This is a genomic window from Microcystis sp. LEGE 00066 (assembly GCF_015207925.1).
GTDB classification, from domain to species: domain Bacteria; phylum Cyanobacteriota; class Cyanobacteriia; order Cyanobacteriales; family Microcystaceae; genus Microcystis; species Microcystis ichthyoblabe_A.
On record NZ_JADEVX010000155.1, the window covers coordinates 1 to 10,266 of the forward strand.

Sequence of the window (10,266 nt, forward strand, 5' to 3'; positions counted from 1 at the left end):
CCCAAAACCCCCGGCGCCTCCGGCCGCATTGACCGTTACTTGTCTTAAAAAATCTAAATTAGTGGCATAGAGGGTTAAAGCGCCGCCATTGCCCCCATCACCACCATTACCCCCATTGCCACCGTTACCACCACCGGCCGCCTGAAGATTTCTGGTGACGTTGCTAGGTTGACCGCTACAGTTGCCATCGCTGCCGTTACTGCCATTTTCACCATCGACCCCTTTTTGTCCTGAAATATCGAGTTTTAGGGGAGAACCATCAAGAAAAAGGGTTAAACTGTCACTATTTTTGCCTTGGCCGCCGACCTTGCCAGCTTTCCCGCTTTGGCCTTGTTTACCGAAAGTCTGTACATCGGAACCTTGGGCTAACCAAGAACAGCGATCGCCCGTCACCATGGCGGGCATTAGGTACGGTAAAGGGAGAAAAAAGGTTAATATTAATGATTTAGCCCAGAAATTCATGATTTTAGCGAATTTATCCGCAAAGACTCCGATCAATTCCCTCTTGATGACTTTTGGATCTAGATTTTTGTTTCCCCTCTATCAATAAGGTGCGCTATCATCCTACACTTACTTTGAGAAGGAAACAGCCAATCGCGAGGGTTACGCGCGTGAAAAAAGTATTAGCTATTATTTTGGGTGGCGGGGCCGGAACTCGCCTTTATCCGTTAACGAAACTGCGGGCAAAACCTGCCGTCCCCCTAGCAGGAAAATATCGCTTAATCGATATTCCCGTCAGCAATTGTATTAACTCCCAGATTGACAAAATCTATGTGTTGACGCAATTTAATTCCGCTTCCCTCAATCGTCACCTCAATCGTACCTACAATTTTACGGGTTTTAGTGATGGTTTCGTGGAAGTTTTGGCCGCTCAACAAACCATGGAGAATCCTCAATGGTTCCAAGGCACGGCCGACGCAGTACGACAATATATCTGGACGATGAAGGATTGGGATATCGATGAATATCTAATTCTCTCGGGAGATCATCTCTATCGCATGGACTACAGCAAGTTCATCGAACGCCATCGGGAAACCAACGCCGATATCACTTTATCGGTGGTTCCCATCGATGAACGTCGCGCCTCCGCTTTTGGGGTGATGAAAATCAATGATTCGGGGCGAATTGTTGATTTTTATGAGAAACCCAAAGGGCCAGAATTGGAAAGAATGCGGGTAGATACGACGATTTTAGGCTTAAGTCCCGACCAAGCTCGTCAAAGTCCCTACATCGCTTCCATGGGAATTTATGTCTTTAAAAAGAATGTTTTAATCGATCTGCTCGATGCCAATAAAGAACAGACCGATTTCGGCAAGGAAATTATTCCCTCGGCGGCTAAAGACTACAATCTTCAGGCTTATTTATTTAAGGGTTACTGGGAAGATATCGGGACGATTGAAGCCTTTTATGAGTCTAATCTCGCCCTGACTCAACAACCCAATCCCGCCTTTAGTTTCTACGACGAAAAAGCCCCCATCTATACCCGTTCTCGCTATCTGCCACCGACAAAAATGCTCAATTGTACGGTGACAGAATCGATGATTTCTGAAGGTTGTATTCTCAAAGAATCTCGCATCCATCACTCGATTTTAGGTATTCGTAGTCGAGTGGGCAAAGACTGCACGATCGAGGATACAATGCTGATGGGAGCCGACTTTTATGAGTCTTTCCCCGAACGGGAAAGTCTGATCGGAAATGCCAAAGTTCCCGTGGGTATCGGTCCCGGTTCCACTATTCGTCGGGCAATTGTGGACAAAAATGCTCGGATTGGTTCCAATGTTTTAATTGTTAACAAAGATCGTGTGGAAGAAGCTAATCGCGAAGATTTAGGTTTCTATGTTCGCAGCGGCATCGTGGTTATTTTCAAAAATGCCACTATTCCCGACGGGATGGTAATTTAATCTATCAGTTATCAGTTATCAGTTATCAGTAATCAGTAATCAGTTATCAGTAATCAGTTATCAGTTATCAGTTATCAGTAATCAGTTATCAGTAATCAGTTATCAGTTATCAGTTATCAGTTATCAGTAATCAGTTATCCGATTAATTAGCCATTGTTCTAGTTATTATCACCTTGTTCTGGCTGATGGCTTCAGCTAATTACCTAGAAAATTCCCTTGAAACCCTGTTCTTTTCTAGAAGTGATAGCAACATCTCCCGAGCCGCTCTATGAAAATCAGAAAATTTTCTATATTTTTGCATCCGATTCTAAGTTTTCAATTAACCTTAAATTAAAGCCCTAAGTAGGTGGGTGGAATTAAATATAAGATGAACGTAGGTTGGGTTGAAGCAGGAAACCCAACGCCCGCATAGTTTACGCTACCGCTAACCCATCCTACAAATAATTGTGCCTCCCTACTTAGGACTTAGATAGAAGCCATTCAGGAGATAAGGATATTTATGAAAGCCAAAATCGCGATCGCTTGTCAGGGAGGTGGTAGTCAAACTGCTTTTACTGCCGGTGCATTAAAAGCATTATTTGACAATAAAGTACAAGATTACTTTAATATTGTCAGTCTCAGTGGTACTTCTGGCGGTGCTATCTGTGCCTTTTTCACCTGGTATGCTCTCAAAAAAGGTGATAGCATCGTTTGGAAAAGAATGATTGATTTTTGGGAAGATAATAGCGCTCGAACTCCCCAAGAACAACTATTTAATGACTCAGCTATTAAAGCTCTAGAATTAGCCAGCAAAGGATTAATTCCCCAGTATAATCTCAGTCCTTCCTCTCCGATTACTAAAACCTTATTTTCTATAGCTACCTACGCTTTACGCAGTCGCTTTACCAACTTTGATCAGTTACTAAGAGCGCATATTGACTTCTCGGAATTAGCCACTTGGGGAGCTAAACCAGAACCCCCAGTTTTATTAATTGGGGCCTGTAATATCCTGACAGGAAAATTAAGTAAATTTAACTCGCGCCAGGAAGCAGTTAAAATTGAACATATCCTAGCTTCTGCTTGTGTTCCTAACATTTTTCCTGCTGTCACCATTGAAACTATGGCCTACTGGGATGGACTATTTTCCGATAATCCCCCGATCCGTTCTTTAATTCGTCGTGAATTTGTTGGAATCGAAAATATTCCCGATGAAATTTGGGTAATTAAAATTAATCCTACCTCCAGAGACAAGATCCCCGTGCAATCCGATGATATTGCTGATCGCCGCAATGAATTAGAAGGCAATGTTTCCCTATTTCAAGGTCTCGATCAGATTGAGTTGATCAATCAATTATTTCTCAAAGGAGCCTTTAAAGAGGAATTCTTGCGGGAGATTGCCTTAACAGAACCATTTAAAATTCCTAAATCTTTCCCAGAAGATCCCGATCAAGATTACCATATCCCGATGATCGAAATGTCGGCGGAATTAGCCAATAGTCTCAACTATGAAAGTAAACTCGATCGCTCTCCTGCCAATATCCAGCGTCTGATCGCTGACGGCGAAAAACAGGGAAAACAATTTCTAGAACATCGACTAAAAGCTATGGGTTTAGGATAATTTTTGAGGTTTCAAAAACGGCAAAAATAAGGATTAAATAGCATGAAATCTGTCAATAGACTATTTAGGGTCTGCTGAAAAAGTTTTTCCTGGGGGTAGGAGTCAGGAGTCAAGAGTCAGTAGCCGGTCGTTTCAGGCTTTGTTGCCCTTGTTTTTTGTACCAATTGATGTACTATAAAAAGGATAATGCAAGGTTTTTGAAAGTCCCAATCCTATTTTCTTGCACTAACATCGGACTTTAACAGGTCAAAAGCTTTATTTTAAAAGGGTTTTACCGTTATTCAGCAAGCCCTATTTAATTGATTATTATTCATTCTTAATTCTTCTGACTACTGACTACTAGGTACTGACTCCTAACCCTAACAACAATTTTTGATTTTTACAAGAGGTCTAATAATCACTGATTTTCATTGACTAATACCCGTCCGGATAGATCGTAAATCATAATATCCCATTGCCCATTTTTTGCCGCTTCAAAAGCCACTTTAGAACCATCAGCACTGATGATCGGATTGCGTACTTCCGCGAGGAGATCGGGAGCAATTTCCCTTCTCTGTTGAGTTTGTCGATCGTACAGATAAATCGCCGTTTTTCCCTGACGACTAGCAGTAAAAACGATATAACGACCATCTTCACTAATGGAAGGACTAGAAGCGATCTGATCGAGAGAATTTAGTCCGGGTAAAGACAATAAACGGCGATCAATGGCATCAAAAAGATAGATAGCTTGGGAACCATTGCGATCGGAGGCAAAAACGAGATAGCGAGAGGCAAGATAGGGAGTTAATTCACTAGCAGCACTATTTAAACTTCTCCCCCCTCGATCGAAAGGAAAAGACAATAAACTGGGATAACCCGCACATCCAGTTAACAAACTAATTACAGCAACAAGACTAATAAAAAAATGACGTTTCACGGTTTGGGACTTTCAACGGGACTGCCATCGGGAAGATCTAACTCGATATTCGGACCGCGATCGAGAACCTCCACATCCCATTGTCCCCGACGAGCGGATTCAAAGACAAGATAACGACCATCGGGACTAATACGAGGATTTCGTAACCAACCGCGATAATTTTGACTCAATAACTCAGAGCGATCGGTAATGCGATCATATAAAGCGATGACGGGACGACCCTCAATAATCACCACATAAGCCAGATAACGCCCCGTTTGGCTTAAACTAGGGCTATCGGTAATTTCTTGACCCGTATATAATCCCCCTAGGGTCTGGTATTGTTTTGTCTGCAAATCATACAGCAGTATCTGATTACTACCGCGACGATTAGACAGCAAAGCCAGCCAACGACCATCACCACTCAGGGCAGGTTTTTCGTCATTATAGCGACTATTGAGGGTTCCTGTAGATGAACTGGGGTTATTGAGATTACAACCGCCTATAACCCCTAAAAACAAGCAGATAAACAGGAAAAAGGGAGCTTTGGTCATCGGACCTACTCCTTAATAATCAAACCTAGTCGGATGATCATTACTCGACTCGCGTTCACTATTATCCGGTCTCTCCCAATCTTCTCGATCGCCGGTATCGCTAGGATCGATCGGTTGATAATCGACGTATTCCCCTTTAAATGGCGGATCATCCTCAATTATTGGGCGAGGACGACGTTTTTGGCTAGTGCGGGGTGGTTTACTGCTCGTCTCTTCACTAGGGGGACGACGACGGGGACGAGAACTGGTTTCTTCCCAATCATCACCGCTACGGCGCTGATCATAAACATCTCGATCGCTAGTGGGGGAACTATTGCGGGGACGACGATTAGCGGTTTTGCGACTGCCGGTATCGGCCGGCCGACGGGTGCGGGTGCTGCGGGGTTCCTCGTCCTGATAACTAGAAGTGCGGGAAGAGCGGGGATCATCGTAACCGCGTAAACGGGGATTATCTTCGTAACGTTCCTCTGGTTCGTAGGTGTCGAGGGGTTCCAATTCGGCCCGATATTCCCGACTCACAGGACGTTCATCCACAAAAGACGTGCCGCGGCGGGCTTGTTCTGTGGTTAAACCCCTTAATTTTACCGTCTCGAAGGCAAAAAACACCGCTGCCCCAGTCAGCAGAAATTGTCCGAATTGCAAAATTGGATCCAGTCGCCACCCTTGAAAAAGTAGAATTAAACCGCACAATAACCCAACGGCGGCAAAAAATATATCATGATCGCGGGAAAGTTCCGGCCGCACCGAGCGCAGGAAGTATAACCCGGCTCCGGCCACTGCCAGAAAAATTCCTAAGATACTGGCCGAATTCAGCCCAAAATTGACCATCTTTATCTCCCTTCTCGGTGCTTAAATTTAAGAATCGAGTCTTTATCTCTAGCCCTCAGCTTTCAGAGGCAATCCTGCTGTTTTTAACTCTAGGCATCGAGCTATATTCTAACCCCAAAGTCCAGCAATATATTAACCACCCTCGTTCACACAACTATTGTTAGGGGAGTGCGGAGATTTTATCATTGATCAGTGATCAGTGATCAGTAAACAGTAATCAGTGAACTGAAAACTGATCACTGATAACAAGGGCCGAATCTAAGTCCTGATTGGTTAAGCTAAAAGCTTTGATATGCTTAGTTTCTAACCTTCTTTTTAGGGAGGAGAATTGTCAGATTCTGTCTTTTGCCTGTTGCCTGTTGCCTTCAGAAGCTGATCACTGAAAAGGCTGACGGCTGAGATTTTAACAAAATCTTTAGAAGTTACCCATTGACAGGATTGACTAAATGTGAGAAATGGGTTTCGGGCATTTTAACCTGATTTCTTGATCACTTTTCAGCGATCGCTATCGTTGGGAAGTTAATCGCCGCAAGTCTGAAAGGAGAAATTTTTATCGATGCACATCATGGTTAATTTGTCAAGTAAGTAAGTCCTAACTTTAATAGGATCAGACAGAAATTTTTCTGTCATATCATAAAATTAACTTAACCCAGCCAAGGGGGAATTAGCATAGAATATGATCATAATTCAGGCTGAACATATAGTCTGTTTGTATTCATAGTCCATTCAATCCATAGAATAAGGTGTGAGGATTGACCCATGTCAAAACTATTCAAGAATATAGCAAAGGTAACTCCTTTAGTATTAGGTGCTTCCGTGGCAGCTGCTGGCAGCGCAGTGGCTCAAACTATGTCGGGGACACCTCAACTGAAAATTGATCCGGCTGCGCAGCAGCAACTCGATCGTATTCAGAGTGCCCAAAATAGTCAGCAGATTAATACGAGTGTCTATCAGGGTTCCATGTCCCAGGTGACTAGCGTTAACCAACTGCGGGACGTATCTCCCACCGCTTGGGCCTACGAAGCCTTAAGAAGCCTTGTGGAACGTTACGGTTGTATCGTTGGTTATCCTGACCGTACCTTCCGTGGTGATCGCGCTACCACTCGTTGGGAATTTGCCGCAGGTTTAAACGCTTGTTTAAACGTCATGGAACGTTTAATTCAAGATGGTGTGGGTGTACTCAGGGAAGATATTGATAAATTAAAACGTCTTGTTCAAGAATTTGAAAGCGAACTAGCGGCTTTAGGGGCCAGAGTAGATAACCTCGAACAGCGCGTTTCTTTCTTGGAAAATAATCAATTTTCTACCACCACCAAACTCAGAGGTGAGGTAATCTTCAGTGTCGCCGATAGCTTCGGTGGTCAGGCTCTCCTTAGAAATACCGACGGTACGGTGACTAGAGGCACCAATCAAGATCAGACCCAAACAGTATTTAATAACCGGGTTCGTCTCAACTTTGAAACCAGCTTCACCGGTAAAGATTTGTTAAGAACCCGTTTACAAGCGGGTAACTTTAACAACACTTTTAACCAAAGTGGTCCGACGAGAACCAATATGACCCGTCTAGCATACGATAATGGCCGGGACAACGATGTCACCATCGATGACTTGTTCTACCGCGCTCCCATCGATACTCCCTTCGGTAAAATCACCATTTGGGTTGGTGCTAACGAGTTAAACCTAGATGACGTTTTCATCACTACTAACCCCTTCCTCGCCGATAGCGGTACAGGTGCTTTATCTCGCGGTCAACGCTACAATAACATCGTCTTCCGCGGTCCCGATGGTGTTGGTGCGGCGGTCAGATTTAATGTCGGGGATGTTTTCCAAGTCACAGGAACCTACCTAGCTAGTGGTGGGACTGATGGAGCCAGCAATCCTAACCCTGGTAGCGGTTTATTTAACGGTTCCTACAGTGCTGGCGCTCAGGTTGGTTTCTCCTTCATCAAATTTGCCGATATTAACTTCGTCTATGTTCGCAGTTATCAAACTGCGGCTAGTATGAGTTCTGGTTTATTCGGTAACGTCAGCAGCCCTCTGACGGAGCGTCCCTTCGGTAACGTTGCTACAGTAGCCGACCGTTTCGGTCTTCAAGCGAGCGCCCAGGTTATCCCTGGAGTCTTAAATCTAGGGGCATGGGGGGGTTATGCTAATGCCTCGGCCACTGGTGTTAATGATGCGATCGGAGACAATAACACTGGTATCTGGTCTTGGAACCTGAATCTTTCCGTCCTCGACCTCTTTGCCGAAGGTGCGGCCTTCTCTTTAGGTGGTGGTCAAGTACCCCGTTCCGATAAAGAAAGCAGCACCGCTTACATGGTAGAAGCCCAGTATAAGTTCCCAGTCACCAAAAACATCCTGATTACCCCCGGTGCCTATGCGGTCTTCAACGCTAACAACGAAGGTAACTCCATTTTGGTCGGTGTCATCCGGACAACTTTCCGTTTCTAAGCTGAGTTGACGGACTTGAAAAAACGGTGGGATTTGTAGATCTCACCGTTTTTTTACTTTTAACTTTTCACTGGATATAACCATTTATGAGAAGATGATCGGAGCGTTACAAACGCTGCTATATTTACTTCGCCTATTTAGTTGCCTATCTATGCACTCTCCGTCTTTCCCCCGTCGCACCAAAATTGTGGCCACGATCGGCCCGGCCTCGCAAAATAAGGAAACATTACGTCAGATGATCAAGGCGGGGGCGACGACATTTAGATTAAACTTTTCCCATGGCGATCACGATTACCATCGTCACAGCATTAACTTGATCCGTCAGTTAGCCTTTGAACTCAATCAACCGATTGGCATCCTTCAGGATCTACAGGGTCCAAAAATTCGTTTAGGTAAATTTGCCTGTGGGTCGATTACCCTAAAACCAGGGGAACCCTTTATCCTTACTTCTAGGGATGTGGAGTGTAATCAGGAAATCAGTTCCATTAGCTATCCCTCGCTGGCCCAGGAAGTCCCGGAAGGTTCGAGAATTCTCCTCGATGATGGTAAAGTCGAAATGCGGGTGGAATCAGTGGATCGTCTGAAAGGTGATCTTTCCTGTCGCGTGGTGGTTGGGGGTGTCTTATCCAGTAATAAAGGGGTAAATTTTCCTAACGTTTATCTGTCGGTAAAAGCTTTAACCGATAAGGACAAAAAGGATTTAATGTTCGGACTGTTGTGGGATGTGGATTGGATCGCCCTTAGTTTTGTGCGTAATCCCCAAGATATCCTCGAAATTAAAGAATTAATCGCCAGTGCGGGTAAATCTATCCCCGTGATCGCTAAAATTGAAAAACACGAAGCGATCGAGGAAATGGAGGCAATTTTATCCCTCTGTGATGGTGTTATGGTGGCTAGGGGAGATTTAGGAGTAGAATTACCCGCCGAAGACGTGCCAATCCTGCAAAAACGCCTGATTAACACCGCTAATCAGCTAGGTATCCCGATTATTACCGCCACTCAAATGCTTGACAGTATGGCCAGTAATCCTCGTCCCACCCGTGCCGAGGTTTCGGACGTGGCTAATGCGATTTTAGATGGCACTGATGCGGTCATGCTTTCCAATGAAACGGCTGTGGGTCATTATCCCATCGAAGCGGTGGCAACCATGGCCCGCATTGCCGAAAGGATCGAACGGGAACAGATCAATAGTGCCGCTCGCTCTAACAATAAACAATCGATTCCTAACGCTATTTCCTCGGCAGTTAGTCAAATTGCCGAACAATTGGGGGCAGCGGCAATTATTACCCTGACAAAAACCGGCTCTACTGCCCGTAATGTCTCCCGATTTCGCCCAAAAACCCCGATTTTAGCCGTTACTCCCCATCGAGAAGTGGCACAGCAGTTACAGCTAGTTTGGGGCGTAAAACCGATGTTATTGCTCGATTTACCCTCCACTAGCCAAACTTTTCAAGTGGCGATGAATCTTGCCCAGGAAAATAACCTCCTAGCGGATGGTGATTTAGTGGTGATGACGGCGGGAACTCTGCAAGGGGTGGCCGGTTCCACGGATTTAATTAAAGTGGAAGTGGTAAAATCCCTTTTGGGCAAGGGTACGGGTATCGGCCAGGGTGTAGCCAGTGGCCGGGCGCGAGTGGCCCATAATGCCCGAGAAGTGGGTAGTTTTAGTAACGGGGAGATTTTAGTCGTTCCCACCACCAGCGCCGAATATGTGGATATGATGCGGAAAGCTGGCGGAATTATCACCGAAGATACCGCGATGAATAATCACGCCGCTACTATCGGTTTAAAATTGGGTATTCCTGTGATTGTCGGGGTTAAAGATGCCACGAAAATTATCCGCGAAGGGGTGATCATTAGTCTCGATGCTCAACGGGGTTTAATTTATTCTGGTATTGGCAAGGGTGCGGCAACTATGAAAAACTGAGTCAGGAGTCAGTATTTTCCGAGTTAGGAGTCAGGAGACAGGAGGCAGGAGACAGGAGACAGGAGACAGGAGGCAGCTTTTATTTATTACTGGACTTCCCCACACCCCACTTC

At 44.9% G+C, this 10,266-nt stretch carries 7 protein-coding genes and 1 pseudogene; 4 read left to right on the forward strand and 4 right to left on the reverse strand.

The window, feature by feature from the left end:
• A pseudogene (locus IQ224_RS17920) lies at positions 1-405 on the reverse strand (collagen-like protein); the annotation flags it as partial.
• Positions 406-611: 206 nt separating this feature from the next.
• On the opposite strand from IQ224_RS17920, the gene IQ224_RS17925 reads away from it, so the two are divergent.
• Positions 612-1,901, forward strand: a complete 1,290-nt coding sequence (locus tag IQ224_RS17925) for a glucose-1-phosphate adenylyltransferase (protein WP_002741425.1) — start codon at positions 612-614, stop codon at positions 1,899-1,901.
• A gap of 499 nt (positions 1,902-2,400) precedes the next feature.
• Positions 2,401-3,498, forward strand: a complete 1,098-nt coding sequence (locus IQ224_RS17930) for a patatin-like phospholipase family protein (RefSeq protein ID WP_002741426.1) — start codon at positions 2,401-2,403, stop codon at positions 3,496-3,498.
• 397 nt (positions 3,499-3,895) lie between these two features.
• Here IQ224_RS17930 and IQ224_RS17935 read toward each other — a convergent pair whose 3' ends face one another.
• From IQ224_RS17935 to IQ224_RS17945, 3 genes are read right to left on the reverse strand one after another with little or no spacing between them, the layout of a single operon-like run.
• Positions 3,896-4,414, reverse strand: coding sequence for a TolB family protein (locus IQ224_RS17935; protein ID WP_002741428.1), 519 nt, complete (start codon positions 4,412-4,414; stop codon positions 3,896-3,898).
• The gene (locus tag IQ224_RS17940; protein WP_002741430.1) at positions 4,411-4,947 is read right to left on the reverse strand and encodes a TolB family protein; all 537 of its coding nucleotides are present in this window, start codon (positions 4,945-4,947) and stop codon (positions 4,411-4,413) included. Before IQ224_RS17940 ends, IQ224_RS17935 begins: the two co-directional genes overlap by 4 nt.
• A 12-nt stretch (positions 4,948-4,959) precedes the next feature.
• Positions 4,960-5,775 carry a Ycf66 family protein gene (locus IQ224_RS17945; RefSeq protein WP_002741432.1) on the reverse strand — a complete coding sequence of 272 codons (816 nt, stop codon included), beginning with the start codon at positions 5,773-5,775 and terminating at the stop codon, positions 4,960-4,962.
• 759 nt (positions 5,776-6,534) lie between these two features.
• Here IQ224_RS17945 and IQ224_RS17950 point away from each other — a divergent pair.
• Together IQ224_RS17950 and pyk are read left to right on the forward strand one after the other, a co-directional pair.
• Positions 6,535-8,226: an iron uptake porin gene (locus tag IQ224_RS17950; protein WP_002741433.1), complete on the forward strand. Its 1,692-nt coding sequence runs from the start codon at positions 6,535-6,537 to the stop codon at positions 8,224-8,226.
• Positions 8,227-8,377: 151 nt separating this feature from the next.
• A complete protein-coding gene (gene pyk, locus IQ224_RS17955; protein ID WP_036399666.1) occupies positions 8,378-10,153 on the forward strand; it encodes a pyruvate kinase in 1,776 nt (591 codons plus the stop codon).
• Positions 10,154-10,266: the final 113 nt, after the last annotated feature.

Bases quoted from the DNA above. Each gene is read 5' to 3' on its own strand.
- IQ224_RS17930 (WP_002741426.1), top strand. From the start codon at position 2,401: ATGAAAGCCAAAATCGCGATCGCTTGTCAGGGAGGTGGTAGTCAAACT.
- pyk (WP_036399666.1), top strand. From the start codon at position 8,378: ATGCACTCTCCGTCTTTCCCCCGTCGCACCAAAATTGTGGCCACGATC.
- IQ224_RS17940 (WP_002741430.1), bottom strand. From the start codon at position 4,947: ATGACCAAAGCTCCCTTTTTCCTGTTTATCTGCTTGTTTTTAGGGGTT.
- IQ224_RS17945 (WP_002741432.1), bottom strand. From the start codon at position 5,775: ATGGTCAATTTTGGGCTGAATTCGGCCAGTATCTTAGGAATTTTTCTG.
- IQ224_RS17950 (WP_002741433.1), top strand. From the start codon at position 6,535: ATGTCAAAACTATTCAAGAATATAGCAAAGGTAACTCCTTTAGTATTA.